This window comes from Gillisia sp. Hel_I_86 (assembly GCF_007827275.1).
In the GTDB taxonomy this organism is placed as follows: Bacteria; Bacteroidota; Bacteroidia; order Flavobacteriales; family Flavobacteriaceae; genus Gillisia.
Genome location: NZ_VISE01000001.1, coordinates 2,318,023 through 2,335,775, shown reverse-complemented (window position 1 = coordinate 2,335,775; position 17,753 = coordinate 2,318,023). Strand labels below are relative to the sequence as shown.

Sequence of the window (17,753 nt, the reverse complement as noted above, 5' to 3'; positions counted from 1 at the left end):
ATTGTTTATAAACTGTCTTTCAATTGTTGCATAAAATGTACCATCTCCTTTCTTTCCTTTTCTGAAAAGGTAGCATCCCTATGAATATAGGTATAGGATTCTAGGGGCATTTCACCATCCTTTATCTGGTTGATGATGGATTTTAGCTTGCTGTTTTTCCTTCTATCGGAATACTCATCCCATTCGTTGAAATTCAATTCGCCTTTTCCTTCTGTAATGTGTTTTTCCATAAACCACGCTCCAGGTTGAATTTTGCTGTACCACGGGTAATATGTGTTGTTGCTATGGCAATCATAACAGGATACCTGCAACTTTTTCTGAATGGTTTCTGGAGCAGTGTTTATCAATAGAAAATCCGTTTTTGGTACGATATCGCTTTTGTTCAGTTCAATAGGAAAAAATTGAAGGGCTATGAAAGCTACCAATAAAATAAGGACTATGGTTTTTATAATTTTCATATTATTGTAGAAAAACAGCGAATAAGCAGTTTAGTCCATAACAAACTAATGATAGGACTAGAGTTTTAATTGCTTAAAATTCAAATAAGGAAAGTCTGGCCTAAAACTTGAAAATCCTTGACCAAGTGTGGAGGAGTGTAATATTTAAAGTAATTTAAATCTGCTTGAAGTTCAAAAAACAAATTTAAGTTGTTGTGGATAAAGGCAGCAACGAGCAGTTGCTTATCTTTTTCTAACTTATCAAACGATGCTTTTACATTTTCCTGTCCTTCAACAGTCATTTGCTCATTACTACAGCAATCTTTTTTGGATATATCACATTCTAATAAAAACGGCTTTTGGCGAACTTGCATGCTACAAGTTTCAACATACCCAAATAAGGAAGAACCCACTAAAACATTACTACAGTAATGACGATCAACAGTAAAAGACACCGTCGACAACAGCACTATGAGTGCTAATGAAAATGACAATATTTTATAAAAAGCTTTTTTCATTAATATAGCAAAGCTATATAATTTTCATTAAAGTTATCTTATTTAATAAATAATTTTGACCAAATGATGATTTTATCTTATAAATCGTTGGAGCATCAATCCCTTGGATAGTCAGAAAATAATGGAAATATAATTATTAAGAATTGTTCTAAATAATATTGGTTTTTTAAAAACAACCTGTTATATTTGCCGTCTATTTATATTCATTCTAAATTAAATTTTGCAAATGAAAACCCTTTTTATTATTATTTTCCTTTTACAATTTCCTTTGATAAGAGCACAAAACAATCCCCCAAAAGAAGACACAACAAAACTAAAAACAGAACAACTAAAAGAAGTGATTCTTCTGGGTCATACCATGCTTGGTAGCAAATTCGAGATTAAGAACAAAACCGGATCTGCAAGCTATACTTCAACAGAAGACCTTAAAAAATTCTCTTTTACCGATATTAACAGGACGCTGCAAAGTATTCCTGGGGTCAACCTCTATGAAGAAGATGGTTTTGGCCTCCGTCCAAATATAAGCTTGCGCGGCACATCACCAGAGCGAAGTGCTAAAATAAACTTAATGGAAGATGGCGTGCTAATTGCACCCGCTCCCTACAGTGCGCCAGCAGCATATTATTTTCCAACAATAGGAAGAATGGAAGCCTTGGAGGTGCTTAAAGGAAGTAGCCAGATACAATATGGGCCCTACACAACTGGGGGCGCCATAAATATGATATCATCACAAATCCCAGATGAATTTTCTGGTAGGATGTCAATTACGGCAGGAACTTATAATTCCAAAAATACTCAAATGATTATAGGGGATAGTTACAAAAATTTTGGATTTGTAACCGATTATTTCAATTATAATTCTGATGGTTTTAAAAATCTTGACGGAGGTGGAAATACGGGGTTTGACAAGTCCGATTATTCAGCAAAATTTAGGCTCAATACCAACATAGACGCCAAAACCTATCAATCCCTAACATTTAAAATTCAATATTCCGAAGAAAAGGCAAACGAAACCTATTTAGGATTGACCGATGAAGATTTTGAAAAAAATCCTTATCGTAGGTACAGGGCATCATCGGAAGATGTAATGAACGCCGAGCACCAGCAATATCAACTAACCCATTTAATTAAATTATCCCCTTCTTTAGTCGTGAACACCACAGGATATTTAAATAAATTTAAGCGCAATTGGTACAAACTAGATGATGTAAACCTTGGAGAACGTGTGAGTATTAATAAAATACTCACATCTCCTGAAGATTTTCCCATGGAATATCAAAGCCTCCTGGGCAATGATAACACGCCACTAGATGCATTAGGGATAAAAGCAAATAATAGGATCTATACTTCCAATGGTATACAGTCTGTTGCCAAATTAAATTGGGGCACAAACTGGTTGCAAACCTTGGAAGCGGGAATACGCTATCACGAAGATGATGAAGACAGATTTCAATGGGTGGACAGATACGCCTTCCAGAATAAAGAGTTAATACGTACAAGTGTGGGAGAAAAAGGAACGGATGCCAACCGTATAAGCAATGCAAAAGCATTGGCTACACATCTACTCTATACGCTTCAAATTGATAATTTAACCTTGACCCCTGGACTGCGCTACGAAAACATTAGACTGGGGAGGGTGGATTATGGTAAAAATGATCCATCAAGAATTGGTGAAGATTTGGCTACCCTGGAGAACAATGTAGATGTTTGGATTCCTGGTATAGGCGCAAACTACAGGTTCAACAATGATTTTTCGATTTTTGGTGGTGTTCACAAAGGATTTTCCCCACCCAGCAATACTCCAGGACAAAATGCCGAAAAAAGTATAAATTATGAGTTGGGAACCAGATTTAACCATAAAGGGATCCAAGGCGAGTTGGTTGGCTATTATAATGATTACCAAAACCTTTTGGGAAGTGATCTGGCCGCAACAGGAGGCACGGGAAGCCTAGACCAATTTAATGCTGGGGAGGTTCGAGTGAGCGGCATCGAATTTTTATTGAAATATAACTTTTTGCAAAATGCAACGGAACAATTTAAACTGCCTATAACATTGTCCTATACATTAACAGATACCGAATTTTTGACAAATTTTGATAGTAATGAAGATATTTATGGTGTTGTGTCAATAGGTGATGAAATACCATATATTGCAAAAAACCAATTAAGTGTCGTTGTTGGACTTCAACATAAAAAGTTTGATATAAATCTAAATTCAAGATATGTGGGTGCATTTAGAACTAAAGCAGGCTCTGGGCCCATCCCTAAAGACTTTAAAGTCGGCTCCAATTTTATAATGGATTTATCTGCTCAGTATTTTTTGAATAAACGAATCACATTATCTTCAAATGTTATAAACCTATTGGATAATACGTACGTAGTATCCCGGGTACCTGCAGGTTTACGACCTGGTCATCCTTTTGGAATTAATTTTTCTTTTGCTTACCAGCTTTAGGTGATATAGAACAAACTACTATATGTGATATATGTCATTTTTTTGTGAATTTAAAATTACATGTGAGTAAAATATTTTTTAGCACCTACCTATATGTACTTAATTATTAAATGATTAATAAAAGCAATACAGTATTGTATATTTTTTGATTGCTAGACACTATTTCCTGAAGTCTTTTTCCATTAAAAACAAAACACCTCCTTTCTGCTCATAAAAATTTATCGGTACCAGGGGGACATCAAGTGCACACTGCACAAGACTGTTTATATTTGTGCGTAAATAGTTCATGGTGGCCTGCGTGTCGGAGTGTCCGAGTGTTTCGGATATGACCGGGAGCGAAGTTCCGTTGCGTAATAGCTGACTGGCCAGGGTGTGCCGCATGGCATGTGGGCCGAACTTACGGCCTTTGATATCAACCCCAGATGCTATTATTGTTCTACTTACCGCTCTACTGATGAGCTTACTGTTCACGGGACGGTAGGGGGCACTGGCAGTCAGGAACACTTGCTGAAAATCGGATATTGGCCTTCCAAATTTCAGGTAGTTGATAATGGCTTCGCCCACATCGGTCAAAAGCGGGAGGCCTATTATTTTCTTTGTCTTGCACTGCACCAGGGATATGAGATTGTGTCCCCAATCCAAATTACCAAAGGTCAGCCCCGCTATGTCCGAAGAGCGCAGGTCAAGCCGTGTGGCCAGAAGGAGCATTGCATAGTCACGTTTGCCCACCGCACTGGATTGCTCTACCTTATTTTCGATATGCCTTATCTCATCGGCATTGTAGACTGAGGGCAGTTTTTCACGCAATGGATAGTTGTTTCTTCCGATGACGTATTCCACATTTCTGTCAATGTATTTTTGTTGATACAAGAACCGGCAGAATAGTCGGATAGTATTTAGGTACCTGTCCTTGCAATTCTGGACTGATGATATGAAGGTAAGAACATCATCTTCACCAATGGCCGAAACTTGGTCTATCGACCTTAATATAAGATGGGCAATAAAGTAACTCAAAATACGACGGTGTTTACTAAGGATAGGTTTGCAGCGACGGAGCTTTTCTTGGGATACTATAAACTCCAGGGCAACTTCCCCTAGTTTACCGGGCAACTCATGATATACATATTTTACACTTCTTTTCCTGACTTTTCCATAAAAAATAAAGTCATCCAGTACGTGTACACTACGGCAGATTGCCCGCATATGTGAGTCGCTCATTGACGGGAGGGATAGTGCTTAAAAAACTCTCACCGATCCCAGTATGGTAGTTTGCCAAAAATTTTTTATCCATATACTGCTCAATTCCATTACTCCACAACCGATGGTAATCTTTAACCCGGGGCTCACTGTAGCCTTCCTCCCTGAGGTAGGCTACACAATCCCAGATCAGGGATTTGATTTCTTTTTCTGTGTCCATTTGTTATTTTTTTTAGTGGAATGCAACATTGCACTCACTTAAGAATAACAAATATTATCACGATAATATTATCACAAGTAATGCTGGTTTACAGGTGTTTATGAAATTTTTGGGCAATAACTTTGGATAACGATTTACTTGGGATAAAAACCGCTGCGTAACATCAGTAATTTATATTTTACATAAAAACCTCCAAAACTGTAGCCATTTCAGTTTTTATATGGATATGGTTTAAACACGAAGGTAGCAATAGTGTTTCCCCATACTTAAGTTTATATTCTGCATTATCAACTTCTAAAACCATAAAACCGCTAACACACATGTAAATAACAAAAGAATCAAGTTTACTATAATCCTTTTTCACGTTTTTAGTGAGTTTAAGAATGTTCGTTTTAAAATAAGGCGAATGGACTAACGTATTTGAAGTGTTTGCAATAGTATTGTAATCTGTTTTATACTCTTGATAATACTTAAAATCAATGGCATCTATGGCCAATTCATTATGAAGTTCCCGTTTTTCTCCTGTTTTAGCATCCACTCTATCATAGTCATAAATACGGTAAGTAATGTTGGATGTTTGTTGGATTTCAGCCAAAAGAACACCTGCGCCAATAGCATGAACTCTGCCAGTGGGAATGTAATAGGTGTCGCCTTTTTTAACTGTTTTGGTGTTTAAAACCTCTATAAGATTACCTTTTTTTAATTTTTCGAGATAGGTTTCTTTACTGACTTTTTTATTAAACCCAACTATCAATTTCGCATCGTCATCAGCTTCCATAATGTACCACATTTCATTTTTACCAAAGGAATTATGTCGTTCTTTAGCAAGGGCGTCACTTGGATGCACCTGAATTGATAATGGCGTTTTGGCATCAATAAATTTGATTAACAAAGGAAATTCATCCCCGAATTTTTCATAAACATGTATCCCTAATACGTCAGATTTAAACGTTGTGATGACATCCTTAATGGTTTGTCCCTTTAAAGGTCCAGCTTTAACAACTGTATTAAAGTCATCCACATCCGAAATCTCCCAAGATTCACCAATAGAGTCTTCGTGATACTCTTTATTTAATATATTTTTCAGTTTATTGCCACCCCAAATACGATAGCAAAAAATAGGTATGAACTTTAATGGATATAGTTTCATTTATAGGTTATTAATGATGAAAAAATAGTTAAACAATTTCCCTTGCAAATTTGGATGCCATGTGTTTGATATATCGATAACCATTTTCCATGGCATCTTCCAAAGAATTTGTCGATTCCATAACTGCATCGGTATATGAAATCCCAAATTTTTCAGACTCTTCTTTTGAAAGTGAAATAGTTCCACATAATGCAGCCACAGGGATATTTTGTCTTTTTGAGGAAGATAAAACGCCGCTAATGGTTTTTCCCGAAAGTGTTTGCGAATCCAATTTCCCTTCGCCTGTGATCATCCAATTAGCTCCTTTTATTTTAGAATCAAAATCCACCAAATCCTTCACTAAATCAATTCCAGATTTCAGTTCAGCATTTAAAAACACCAAAGTACCAGCTCCCATGCCGCCGGCCGCACCTGCACCATTTGTCTTTTGGACATCCATCAAAAATTGTCTTTTAAAAAGTTTGGACATGTTTTTAAGTCCTTTATCCAAAGCTTTAATTTCATCTGCTGTTGCTCCTTTTTGTGGGCCATAAACAAAGGCAGCACCATTTTCTCCATATAGTGGATTGGTTACATCACAGGCAACTTTAAAATCAATAGATTTTAAAATATCCATGACCTTATGCTTATTAATCATTTTTATTTGCGACAGATTCTCCCCAATAGGTTTAAGTTCCTTACCATTCTTGTCTTCAAATTTATACCCCAAAGCAACAGCCATGCCCATCCCACAATCGTTTGTAGCACTCCCTCCAATGCCTAAAATAATGGTTTTAGCACCTTTGTTGATGGCGTCCAAAATAAGTTCACCAGTGCCTAAAGTGGTGGTATTGAAACAATTTTGTTCTTCTTTTTTTAACAGATACATCCCTGAAGCTTCCGCCATTTCAATAAAAGCGGTTTTTATGGATTCCATATAAAGGTAGGTTGCTTCAATTTGTCTAAAGAGGGGGTCGTTCACTTTTACCTTAACTCTTTTTCCTTTTAAATGATACTCCAAAACATCAATAGTTCCATCGCCACCATCAGCCAAAGGCATCTTGATGATTTCAGTATTTGGCAATACTTCCCTGATACCTTCTTCAACTGCTGCACAAAACTGTAGTCCAGTTAAAGACCCTTTGAATTTATCAGGTGCAAGAATAATTTTCATTTTTGATGAATTAAATGATTTAACCATAAATAGTTGGTATGAAATAACTAAAAATTAAAATAGCTATAAAGAATGCCGCCAAAACATACACCTCTTTTATCATGAAATCTTCTTTCTTAATGGCAACATTAAAGTTAGAAATCTTTTTAACCTCAACATTTTGGTTGAATGCACTTACCACATAAGCCACAACCAAAGAAATCACTACACCTGTAACATTAAGCCATATCCAAAAAATGTGAATTCCCAAATCGACATTGAATATCTGTTGCATGGTTTTGGACAGAATAAGATTAATTACAACTGCTGAAATTATGCCCGCGTTCATACCAATATGGTTGACTTTTTTTGAGAAAAAGGCAAGGACAAATGTCACTAAAACAGGACCATAAAACACCGAGCTCACTGCGTTGATGATTTCGATGACCGCACTTTTACTTCCACCAAACAAAAAAGCACTCGCTATACAAACTACGCCCCAAAACACTACGGAACCTTTTGAAATAAACATGTATTTCTTGTTGCTCAACTTTACTTTTCCTCTATTGAAAATGTCTTCAACGGTTACAGCAGACAGTGAATTTACTGTTGAACTTAAAGAAGACATGGCTGCAGAAAGAATACCAACCATTAAAATACCAATTAGCCCGTGAGGTAAATATTTTATGATGAAAACTGGAAGCATCAAATCTACTTTCATGCCTGTTTTAGCAAACTCCTCAGGAAAATATTTTTGCGTGGTCAGAGCAATTTCATTTAAAAAGTCTGGTGCAATGGAAACCAGACCACCAATAACCAACCCCATGGTAGAGTAAATCAATACCACAGGGAAACGAAGCAATCCGTTTGCCAATAATAATTGACGTATGGTTTTTTCGTTTTTAGCAGATAACATGCGTTGTGCTTGGGTTTGATCGCAGCCATAATAAGATGCATACAAAAATAACCCCCCCAACAGCATGGGTAATATACCATATTCGTTGCCTTCACCAATCCCTAAATTATAGTCTATAACCTGTAAACGTTCCGGGTCAAAGCCTTGTGGCAACCCACCGTGTTCTTGCAACAAATTCCATCCGTAATACAAACTAATAATCAGACCTGCGAAAAGAACAATCATTTGAATGGCATCGCCGTAAACAACAGCTTTCATGCCACCTTGCCAAGAATATACAATGGTAATAACAGAAATAATTAAAATGGTATACACAAAGTCGATATCTAAAACGGCTTGTAAAATGATGGCTACTGCATATACCATAACGCCTGTTGCCAGCGCACGACTTATTTGGAACACCACACTTAAAACCAAACGCGTTGAAGCGTGAAAGCGTTTTTCCACAAACTCATAGATACTCACAACGCCCGACTTGAACAAGGGCGGAATAATGACAATCATGATAAAAATCATGGCTAATGGAACAGCAAACTCAAAAGTGAGCCATTTCATACCACCTCCAATTTTAAGCCCAACAAAAGCTGGTGCAGAAATGAAACTGATGGCCGATAATTGGGTAGCCATAGTGGAAAGGCTTAACGGAAACCAGCTCATGCTTTTTCCACCTAAAAAGTAATCTTTGGAATCTTTATTATCTTTAAAGAAAAAGCCCATTCCCAAAAAGAACCCAATGTAAAGGATCACTATACTATAGTCCAGCCAATTCATGATTTTTAAATTTTATTAGTTGTCTTGCAACATGTCAATCAATAATGCCGCACTCCATGAAAAATCGTTGCCACCATAACCTGTATTGCCGTTTTTGTACTCCACTTTTCGAGAATCAAAATACTCGTAAAAACCTGCTTTTTCGATTATTTCAATGGTGTCCTTTTTAACACGTTGTGCAATATCAGCGTATCCATAATTTTTTAAACCATAATAAAGCACCCAATTAAGGTTCACCCAAACAGGACCACGCCAATATTTTTTTGGATTGAAACGTTCGTTTGTCGGGTCAAAAGAGGCACATAGATATTGATTGTCGTTTCCAAATTTTTCCATCATGACCTTTACCAAGGCTGCCGCTTGTTCTTTACTGGGAATGTTGGCAAACAAGGGTGAAAATGAGGATGATGAAATATATCGCAAGGCTTTGTCGTTTCTTAAATCGTAGTGGATATAAACGCCTAATTCCTTATCAAATAATTTTTCGTTAAAGCTTTTAATAGCCTTTTCCTGCCACTTTTTAAGTTGCGCGATTTTATCTTCATTATTTCCAATAAGTTGATATAAATCAATCAAACTTTGATTGGATTTTATCAACATGGTATTAAAAAGTGGATCTTGAACTAAAAATGGTGACAATTCCGCTATTTTTTCATCCCGATACTGATGTTCTTTTGCAATGTCGATAATGTGCAGATAGTGGTCATACTCTCTTTTTGATGGTCGTTGTGCAGCATCCACATGCGTTGTATCTCGTCTTATAAAATTGTATTCTGGTGGGTCCATGGTCGCCCAAATATCATCCCAAATGGGTGAATTATCGGTCCCTGATTCCCAGTTATGGTAAATATAAACGAGTCCTTCATTTTTAGGGTCTCTATTGTTGTAAAAGTAGTGATGATTAAAATACACCTTATCAATAACACTTTCTATAAACTTTAGAGTTGCTTTTTTATCGGTGCTTATACGATACATATCCTGAAAAACGAAACCTGTAACAGGAGGTTGTGTCATGCCTGTCGATTTGTACTTTTTTGAAGACTGTGGGCTCAAATCCGACCGATGAAAATCAGGTCCTGGGAAATAAGAATCGGTTTCAGTATGAAATATAATGTGTGGAATAAATCCATTGTCCCATTGAGAGTCCAATAATGTTTCTATTTCCTTTTCGGCCTTGGGCATATCAAAATGTGCAAAACCGATGGCTATAAACCCTGAATCCCAAAACCATTGAAATGGATATAAATTGGCACATGGAACACTGAAGGCGTCTTTCCAGTTTTTGTTGAGAACGCTTATTGCTTTATTTTGTAATTCTTTCATCAATTAAAGTTTTAAAGAAACTCACCACTTACGATTAGTTGTTTGTGATGAGTTTAGTTGCTAATCAAATATAAAAACACTTAAAAATTAAAGGTTGCATTTAAGAACACTCTTGTAGGTAGCACCGGTCTCCCGACAAAATACTCTTCTTCTGTTTGGCTATTGTTAAGTCTCGGAGACCCTTCGGTAACACCATTATCATTAAATAAATTAAATACTTGAGCACCCAAACGAATAGTTTCATCGGCTTCGCCAACATTGAAGGTATACCCTAGATTTAAATTTGCTAATCCGATAGCATCTAGCTCAATAGAATTAGCATCATTAGAAAATTTCTCACCTGTATAGTTATATACAAAACTTCCATCCAACTTTGTGTTGTCATAATCCAATCCTAAAGCGGCTACAACATTAGGCTGTCTTCTTAACTCGTTGCCTTCATATTCTGGATTAGCTTCGGATTTAGAAATCTCATGATCTTGGAACGTAAAAGTCCCATTGAAATTAAATTCGTTCGTGAATTTGTATTTCCACGTGGTTTCTATACCAAAAGTTTTTGTATCCTGTGTATCAACTTCTTCCGTAGTTCCACCTGAACCATCGTTAACAAAACTTATGGATTTACGATCTTTTAGACTAACGGAATAAAGAGCAGCAGTACCAGAGAATTTTCCAGCTCCGTACTTAACACCTAACTCACCTTGAAGTATTTTTTCTGTATCATACGAATTTGGATTTCCTAAATCGTCGAATTTTGTACCTCTTAATTCAGGGAAAAAGTAACCTCTAGAAAAGTTTGCATAGGCACTTAAGTTATCATTCACTTTATAGAGCCCAGCAATAGCCAAGGCAAAATCATCTGCCGATACATGACCTCTTGTCCAAGAACCATTGCCCCAATTTACATTATCTAAATTAGCAATTCCTGTATTGTCAACATTGTAAGATGCAGTACCTTCATTTTCTATATCCCCCGAAGCTCTTTCGTAACGAATACCAAAATCTAAATTCCAGCGCTCTAGCTTAATCTCATCAGCAACAAAAAAGGCTATTTTATTACTGTTTATATTTCTATTGGTGTAAGATGTACCTCTATTGGTTACACCATTTACTGTGTACCCCGATAGATTTACCAATTCTGGGCTATCATTGAATTCTCCTAAATAATTGGTTATCACATTAAAATCACCAGCTTTTGATCTAGAAATGAATGACCCAAAAGTAATATTGTGCTGACCAGTTGTTTTGGTCAATTTAAAATCTGCCATTAATTCTGTCAATGGTCTATCTCTATCTAAAATTCTGTTTTCAAATAACAAAGCATTTGCAGGAAGGGGTTGGCCATTTAGTAGTGTAAAATCACCGGAGGTCAACTCTCTAGCAGCTAAATATTCTGCTTGTGTTTCTACAACCTTGGCTCCACTGACACCACTACCATCTAAAAACAAGTTAAATTGGTGCTCGTATCTTGAGTATCTTAATTTTGCATCCAGTTTTAAATCATCTGAAAAACGATGATTAAAATTGGTTAAAAAATAGCCACCTTTCGTTAATACACCATCTTCTATTGGAGATTGATAAGTTCCATCTGGTGTTGCATATGAAATATCCGAAGCCGCTGCAGTTTGCAAAGTAAAAATCTCATTTCCATCATTTCCGGTTGGACGATTACGCGAACCACCTTCTAATGGGAAAGGCAGGAAAAACTGTACTTTGTCATCTATCCATTGTCCTGAAACAGTTATAGATCCTTTTTCGGTTAAATGCTTAATGTTCCCTCTTAATTGAAATCCTTCAGTGTCCAAGCCAGTTTTTAAAGGCCCTTGATCATATCTGTAAAATCCAGATAGTGCATAAAAAGTTTGGGAATCTTTACCTCCCAATGGACCACTGGTTAAGAAGTCGGCTTTATATCTAGAATCTGAGGCCACTTCGGTCCTAAGAATATGTCTAGGATTTGGATTTCCCGTGATGCTCGTATAGTTTATAATACCAGCAACAGAACCCACTCCATATAAAATGGAAGATCCTCCGCGAACAAACTCCAAACTTTTTATCCCAATGTCATTCCTAAAATAAACGTCATGTGCAGAAGAGTTCAAACCAAAAGTTGCCAATACAGGCATCCCATCAATTTGCAATGGATTAAATTGATATTGACCACCTGAAGGCAAACCTCTTACAAAAATGTTGGACGCTACCTCACCACCTCCTCCTTCAGCAGTAATACCCGGAACACTACGAAGCACATCGGCTTGACTGCTAATGTTGGTTTTGGATAATTCTTTGGATCCAAAAGAAGTGATGGACATCGGTGTTTCCTTTTGAGAACGTGTGGTTGATGTGGCAGTTAAAACCACTTCATCCAAAGCATTGCCCCCTTCCTTTAAAACAATCTTTAAGACAAGTTTTGTACCATCCAAATTAATTTTTTGATTAAGTGTTTCATATCCTAAATAAGATACCTGGAGGGTTTGTTCTCCTTCAAGCTCTGTTGTAAAACTGAAGATTCCATCAAAATCTGAATTGGTTCCCGAGGTGCTCCCTTTAATAAAGATATTGGCGCCCACCACAGGTACGCCTGCATTGTCTTTAACGGTACCAGTAATTTCGGTCTGCGCAAACGTTGTAGAAATGCTACAAATACCAATAAGCATTAAAAAAATTGTTTTCATATTATTAAGGATTAGTTAATTTATTTGCCGAAATAAATAATAAGTTCGCAATTAATTTGCCTAAAATTTAGGATATTTGTACGCAAACGTTTGCGGTAACGTTTGCATTTTAATTTAATATTTCGTTATTATGAAAAAGGATGTCACCACCCTAAAAAAAATAGCTGAATCTCTAAACATTTCAATTTCAACAGTTTCTAGAGCATTAAATGACCATCAAGGGATAAGTGACCAGACCAAGGAAAAAGTAAAAACCTTGGCAAAAGAAATGAATTATGTGCCGAACCTTTTTGCCAAAGGATTTCGACAACATCGCTCTAATATCATAGGAGTTGTGGTATCAAATGTCACACATCATTATACCACAACCATCATTACAGGGATTCTTGAAGAAGCTGCGGCGCGAGGTTATAGGGTTATCATTTCAGAATCCAATAATGATATTGAAAGACAGGCTGAGATGCTTAATACCATGATTCAATTTGGAGTGGATGGCATTTTGCTTTCCCTTTCCAAACTAACTCGAGATATTGACAATGTTTTAAGGACATTAAACAGAATTCCTCTTATTTTATTTGATAAGGTTTCTAGCAAAATTCCCTGTACTCAAGTCGTTATTAATGATGAAGAGGCTGCATTTGATGCGGTTGAGCATTTAATCAACATAGGTAAGAAGCGAATTGCTATTATTAAGGAATTTGAGTTTTCATATAATTCAGAAAAGCGATATGCTGGATATTTAAAAGCCCTAAAGGAACACAACATTCCAATCGATGAAAAAATTATTCTGAACTGTGAGGATATTGATTTAGACGAGGGTAAAAGAATGACCAATATTCTTTTAAGTTTGAAAGAACGCCCAGATGCCATTTTTGCCATTACGGATACAGCAGCTATTGGTTGCATTAAGGTTTTAAAAAAATTTAACGTTAATATTCCTGAAGAAATCGCCGTCGTTGGATTTAGCAATAATGCAAATTCTGTAATTATCGAGCCACAACTAACCACTATCGAGCAACCTGGAAACCGAATTGGGAAAACTGCAGTTCAATATTTAATTGAAGAAATCGATACACCAAATAATGTCTTAATGACCAAGACCATTGAAATTAAAACAAATCTGATTATCCGAGCCTCTACATTAAAAGCATAATATCGAATCTGAATGCTTTTTGAAGGTATTCGCAAGAAGAAGAGATTGTTAAAAATCGGGTTATTTAGTCGGTTTTTTTATATTCCAATATGATTTCCAATGTCGATTTATGCGGTCTTCCAGTTGCTTTTTCATAATCAGAAGAAATATCATTTACACCGTTTTTTATGCCTTCGTAAATGCCTGCAATCACAGTTCCTAAAAAATCCCCCAATTCTTTTTTTCTTTCGGTGGCATAGTCTTCCACTGAAACTGAATTATAAACAAGATTTGTGCTGTAAACTTGGTTTATATAATCCGCAAGTTGGGTTTGTATAATGGGCTTGCCTACAAGATTGTAGATGTGTCCATTGTGCTTTTCCTCAACACACATTTTAGCATACGCAATTCCTAATTCTTCCCTGCTGGTATAAGTACATCTTCCGTCACCAGCACAATTTCTAATCTCATCTTCTTTTACATACGTATTTATATACTCTAAATCTGGCTCAATGTAAATACCGTTTCCGCCTATTGCCCAATTGAGCCCTGAATTTTGAATGTCTTTTTCCGTTTGGCGGTTGGACTGCACAACTGGGCTAAAAGCGTTGTTTTCTTCTGCTCCAACAATACTGGTGTAAACTATCTTTTTCACTCCGTTTGCCTTTGCTGCTTCAATCACGTTTCTATGTTGTTGAATTCTTTTTTGGGGCTCGTCCATTCCTGAAAGCAACAGAACCGTGTCAATTCCAATTAATGCTTCGTCAAATTCTTGGCTATTGTTATAATCACCTTTTCTAATCTCAATGCCGAGGTGTTTTGCTTTTTCTGGCGTTCTTGCAATTCCGATGACGTTTTCTTTACCAATTTCTTTTATCAATTGATTTGCTATGGCTGAACCGAGTTGTCCGCTTGCGCATGTTACTGCTATTTTCATAATTCCATTATTGATGTCAATATACTTTAATCAAAATTTCTCTTGTAATCTCTACGAGTCGACTTATTTTACTTTGGTCATAGGCATCTTGATGTGCTCTGGCAAAATTTCCCTTATCATTGTCAAAGTACTTTCCAGAATCCCCTTTATAAGTTTCAGACAGCGCTAAATCATATAAAATACCCACACCTTTTTCTGCCGGCGACCAATGGTTCCCGAAAGCTTCTTTGACCATTTTTGTATTTAATAAGGAACCAGGATTTACTGCATTTACCGTAATGTTCGGCTCTTGTTTTGCCAAATCAAAACTCCACATCGTCAAGGCCAGCTTGCTTTGAGCATATGTTGCGCTTTCCGAGGCTTGCTCTTTTCCTGTGAGAACTGCTTCCGATATCGGTGCTTGAGCAGCCGAACTCAAATTGATGATTCGTGGTGTTTCCGATTTTTTAAGAAGAGGCAGCATGGCATTCGTCAACACATAGGGTGCCAGATAATTGACAACCGTTCGGGTATTCAAGCCATTTTTATTGTTAGCGTTTTTGCTATTATAAATGCCTGCATTATTGATAAGCACATCAATTTTAGGAACTTCGTCCTTAATCTGCTCTGCCATTTTTGAAACGGCATCCAAATCTGAAAAATCGGCAATAAAACCTTGTATGTTTGCATTGTTGGATTGTTCTTTTATTTCGGAAATTACGGCTTCCAACTTACTTCTACTTCTTCCGTGGATATAAACAGTGTGACCTTCTTTAGCCAATTTTAAGGCAGTCAACTTCCCGATGCCGTCGGTACTTCCTGTAATAAATAGGGTTTTATTCATGATATTTTTTTAAATAGTAAATCCTTCTAAAACAATTTTGCCGGTAGCAACAAAAATATCCCCCATTTTAAAATCCTTGACAACTGGGTGTTCCAAAATTAATGACATATCATCATTGGACAGCTCTCCATAAAATTTTAGATATTCAACTAAAGTAATCGGCATTGGCATAATTGTAAATTACGGGATATTATTTCAGTCTGCTGGAATCGAATTGATATATCCTAAGTTTAGATTTTAAAATTTCCTTAGTAGGACACTTCTTTTTAAGACCATAACCTTAATTATTTCCCGAAGTATACTTTAACAAGAACTTAACTTCGTATAGTTCGGTTTGTTCCGAACCTAAATTTATATTTGCAGGGGATTTTTACTGCTCAAAGATTTTTAATTTCTAAAAACAGTATTAAAATATTCAAAAATGAAAGATGACGTCTGCAAAGAAAAAATGGCTTTAGTTGAAAGACTAGGTGTGCATTTAGAAACTAGGGACCAACTAGCCCCAGTAGCTGCGCGAATACTATCGTATATTATTCTTACAGGAAAAAAAGGAGCCACTTTTGAAGACATGGTATCTATTCTTTGTGCAAGCAAAAGCACCATTTCCACGCACCTTAATCATTTACAAGACTTAAATAAAATCATCTATTTCACTAAAACTGGAGACCGCAAAAAATATTTTATAATTAATAAATATATCATCATTCAACATATAGAAAAAATGATGACTTCATGGAACGAAGAGAAAGAACTTCATTTAGAAATCAAAAATTATAAAAAATCTATAAATGATTTAGAAACCACCTCGAAGGAAGATGAGTTTGATTTGGAATTCCATAATGATTATATCAAATATATTAAAGAAGCCTCGGCATCAATAGAAATATTAAAAACAAAGTTAACAGACAATCAATTTCAGATTTAATTTTAAGCAAAATGAAATATAATAAACTATATACAGCACTATCATTGGGTTTGTTCTTAGCTATTCTTGGTTGTGGAACCAATGAAGAAAACAAACCCGTTGCCGAAGCACCGCCTGCACCTTTTCCAGTAGCTCAAATACAAAAGAAAACGGTAACAGGTTTTCAGGAATACCCAACCACAATCGAGGGTGTAATAAACAGCGATGTTCGAGCTAAAACTTCAGGATATATTCAGAAAGTATTAGTAGACGAGGGTCAAAAAGTACGTAAAGGACAAGTGTTATTTAAATTAGAAACACAGTCTTTAAATCAAGATGCAGGAGCTGCACAAGCGCGTGTGGATGTTGCGCAAGTAGAGGTAAATAAATTAATACCATTAGTAGAAAAAAATATTATTAGCCCTGTCCAGTTAGAAACCGCAAAAGCTAATTTAGCGCAGGCCAAAGCTAATTATAGTAGTGTCTCTGCAAATATTGGCTACGGAACTATAAAAAGTCCTGTAGATGGATATGTTGGAGCAATTAATTATAGGGAAGGCGCATTAGTTAGCCCAAATGACCAAAAATCATTAACCACCGTTAGTGATATTAGTAAGGTATATGCCTTTTTTAGTTTAAATGAAACTCAATATTTAGACTTTTTACAAAATGCAGAAGGAGAAAACCTAAAGCAAAAGCTGGCTAATTATTCTGAAATCAGTTTAATTTTAGCTAACGGCACTGCATATTCGGAAAAAGGCAAAATTGAAACCAGTACCGGACAAGTTAGCAAAAGCACAGGGACTGTTAGTTTAAGAGCGGTTTTTGATAATCCAAACCAACTATTAACCAATGGGAATAGTGGTAAAATTCAAATTCCAACAGTATATAAAAATGTAACTGTAATTCCACAAGAAGCAACCTATGAACAACAAGGAAATATCATGATGTTTATTTTAGGGGAAGACAATAAAGTTGCAACTTCCATTATAAAAGTTAAAGCCACCGTAGACAATTTATATGTTGTAGAATCTGGAGTAGATGCTAAAGACAAAATTGTGGTTTCGGGGGTAGGAAAACTAAGGAATGGCATGTTAATCTCACCACAAGAGACCTCTTTTGAAGACGCTATTAAACCTGTAGCAACTTTGTTCAAAAACTAG

16 protein-coding genes are annotated in these 17,753 nt (G+C 36.2%); 4 read left to right on the top strand and 12 right to left on the bottom strand.

Annotated features, from left to right (window positions below):
* Positions 1-5: 5 nt before the first annotated feature.
* A complete protein-coding gene (locus JM83_RS10580) occupies positions 6-458 on the bottom strand; it encodes a heme-binding domain-containing protein (RefSeq protein WP_144961918.1) in 453 nt (150 codons plus the stop codon).
* Positions 459-538: 80 nt separating this feature from the next.
* Positions 539-955 carry an HYC_CC_PP family protein gene (locus tag JM83_RS10575; RefSeq protein ID WP_144961915.1) on the bottom strand — a complete coding sequence of 139 codons (417 nt, stop codon included), beginning with the start codon at positions 953-955 and terminating at the stop codon, positions 539-541.
* Between the two features lie 226 nt (positions 956-1,181).
* On the opposite strand from JM83_RS10575, the gene JM83_RS10570 reads away from it, so the two are divergent.
* Positions 1,182-3,410: a TonB-dependent receptor family protein gene (locus JM83_RS10570; protein WP_144961913.1), complete on the top strand. Its 2,229-nt coding sequence runs from the start codon at positions 1,182-1,184 to the stop codon at positions 3,408-3,410.
* A gap of 159 nt (positions 3,411-3,569) precedes the next feature.
* On the opposite strand, the gene JM83_RS10565 is transcribed toward JM83_RS10570, so the two are convergent.
* From JM83_RS10565 to JM83_RS10540, 7 genes are all read right to left on the bottom strand, one after another.
* A complete protein-coding gene (locus tag JM83_RS10565; RefSeq protein WP_222430229.1) occupies positions 3,570-4,424 on the bottom strand; it encodes a site-specific integrase in 855 nt (284 codons plus the stop codon).
* 169 nt (positions 4,425-4,593) lie between these two features.
* Positions 4,594-4,827: a hypothetical protein gene (locus JM83_RS19290; protein ID WP_222430228.1), complete on the bottom strand. Its 234-nt coding sequence runs from the start codon at positions 4,825-4,827 to the stop codon at positions 4,594-4,596.
* A 178-nt stretch (positions 4,828-5,005) separates the two neighbouring features.
* Complete coding sequence (locus tag JM83_RS10560) at positions 5,006-5,977, bottom strand: type I phosphomannose isomerase catalytic subunit (RefSeq protein ID WP_144961911.1); 972 nt, start codon at positions 5,975-5,977, stop codon at positions 5,006-5,008.
* Between the two features lie 28 nt (positions 5,978-6,005).
* Positions 6,006-7,130 carry a glycerate kinase gene (locus JM83_RS10555; protein ID WP_144961909.1) on the bottom strand — a complete coding sequence of 375 codons (1,125 nt, stop codon included), beginning with the start codon at positions 7,128-7,130 and terminating at the stop codon, positions 6,006-6,008.
* Between the two features lie 19 nt (positions 7,131-7,149).
* On the bottom strand, positions 7,150-8,796 hold the full coding sequence (locus JM83_RS10550) for a sodium:solute symporter family transporter (RefSeq protein WP_144961907.1): 1,647 nt from the start codon (positions 8,794-8,796) through the stop codon (positions 7,150-7,152).
* Between the two features lie 15 nt (positions 8,797-8,811).
* Positions 8,812-10,119, bottom strand: coding sequence for an MGH1-like glycoside hydrolase domain-containing protein (locus JM83_RS10545; RefSeq protein ID WP_144961905.1), 1,308 nt, complete (start codon positions 10,117-10,119; stop codon positions 8,812-8,814).
* Between the two features lie 80 nt (positions 10,120-10,199).
* Positions 10,200-12,794, bottom strand: a complete 2,595-nt coding sequence (locus JM83_RS10540) for a TonB-dependent receptor (protein ID WP_144961903.1) — start codon at positions 12,792-12,794, stop codon at positions 10,200-10,202.
* A 130-nt stretch (positions 12,795-12,924) separates the two neighbouring features.
* Between JM83_RS10540 and JM83_RS10535 the strand changes: the two genes are divergently transcribed.
* Positions 12,925-13,947: a LacI family DNA-binding transcriptional regulator gene (locus tag JM83_RS10535; protein ID WP_144961901.1), complete on the top strand. Its 1,023-nt coding sequence runs from the start codon at positions 12,925-12,927 to the stop codon at positions 13,945-13,947.
* 64 nt (positions 13,948-14,011) lie between these two features.
* Here the strand turns inward: JM83_RS10535 and JM83_RS10530 are convergent, their stop codons facing one another.
* The 3 genes from JM83_RS10530 to JM83_RS19155 are packed head-to-tail and all read right to left on the bottom strand — an operon-like array spanning position 14,012 to position 15,851.
* Positions 14,012-14,863: an SDR family oxidoreductase gene (locus JM83_RS10530; protein ID WP_144961899.1), complete on the bottom strand. Its 852-nt coding sequence runs from the start codon at positions 14,861-14,863 to the stop codon at positions 14,012-14,014.
* Between the two features lie 16 nt (positions 14,864-14,879).
* Positions 14,880-15,686 carry an SDR family NAD(P)-dependent oxidoreductase gene (locus tag JM83_RS10525; RefSeq protein ID WP_144961897.1) on the bottom strand — a complete coding sequence of 269 codons (807 nt, stop codon included), beginning with the start codon at positions 15,684-15,686 and terminating at the stop codon, positions 14,880-14,882.
* 9 nt (positions 15,687-15,695) lie between these two features.
* The gene (locus JM83_RS19155; RefSeq protein ID WP_186434985.1) at positions 15,696-15,851 is read right to left on the bottom strand and encodes a hypothetical protein; all 156 of its coding nucleotides are present in this window, start codon (positions 15,849-15,851) and stop codon (positions 15,696-15,698) included.
* 256 nt (positions 15,852-16,107) lie between these two features.
* Here JM83_RS19155 and JM83_RS10520 point away from each other — a divergent pair, with 256 nt between their 5' ends.
* Both JM83_RS10520 and JM83_RS10515 read left to right on the top strand, forming a co-directional pair.
* The gene (locus JM83_RS10520) at positions 16,108-16,611 is read left to right on the top strand and encodes a GbsR/MarR family transcriptional regulator (RefSeq protein ID WP_144961896.1); all 504 of its coding nucleotides are present in this window, start codon (positions 16,108-16,110) and stop codon (positions 16,609-16,611) included.
* Positions 16,612-16,622: 11 nt separating this feature from the next.
* Positions 16,623-17,753 carry an efflux RND transporter periplasmic adaptor subunit gene (locus JM83_RS10515; protein ID WP_144961894.1) on the top strand — a complete coding sequence of 377 codons (1,131 nt, stop codon included), beginning with the start codon at positions 16,623-16,625 and terminating at the stop codon, positions 17,751-17,753.